Source organism: Burkholderia sp. BC1 (assembly GCF_052683555.1).
In genome coordinates this window covers 1-750 of record NZ_JBQYLP010000190.1, presented here as the reverse complement: position 1 = coordinate 750, position 750 = coordinate 1, and the positions used below count along the sequence as shown (strand labels likewise).

At 60.4% G+C, this 750-nt stretch carries 1 pseudogene; it reads left to right on the top strand.

Annotated elements, in window-relative coordinates:
• Window positions 1-49 precede the first annotated feature (49 nt).
• Window positions 50-244 (top strand): annotated as a pseudogene (locus ACSHSS_RS30285) (anti-sigma factor); the annotation flags it as partial.
• Window positions 245-750: the final 506 nt, after the last annotated feature.

Genomic DNA, 750 nt, shown 5'->3' with positions numbered 1-750 from the left:
GCCGATCATGAACTAAGATTGAAACCGGACCACCCTATGGGGTCAGGCCAATGCGGGGCGAACGCTGAGCTTCTATGTCCGGCCCGCGGAATCGTCGCGCCGGCTGCTGCCGGCCGGGCAACGCGTGGACGGTCCGCTGCTGGCGCGATATGGGTCGGTGAACGGGCTCAACTTCGCGGTGGTCGGGCCGGCGGATAGTCTCGAGGAGAAGGCCGTCGTGCGGGCGCTGGATCAGCAGACTTGAGCCGGGCGGCTCGGGGTGCGGCTGCGGGTGGATGCCGTTGTCAGGCTCGTGGGGTGTAGTCTTTCGGTGGCTTGAAAGCGCTCATATCGTCGATTCCGATGCACAGCGTTTGGGTTTGCTTTTGTGGTCGTTGTCCACACCGTGGAATCTTGGTGCGACGCGTACCACGTGAGCCGGATTTTCTTGTTCGGATCCACAGGGTTTGATGTCCTTTCGGATCGGGATATCCACATCCGTCACGATGGTGGGCGCATCGCCGCTCGTCGAATCTTCTCAATTTCGACGCCCACAGTGCTTCGAGTGACTTGGGAAGAGCATATCCACAACGCGCTCGTCAGTTTGGTTCACAGCGTTGCGAGTGATGTGCGGCCCGGTTGTCCACATGGACGAGCGGTTACGCTACAAGGCTTTGCCTCTGCACGACACGCCGGCCCGTGGCAGCGCGAATCATCAAACGGGGGTGTCAGGATTTCCGTGTTCAAGGCGGGTTGAGTAATTACACGGAA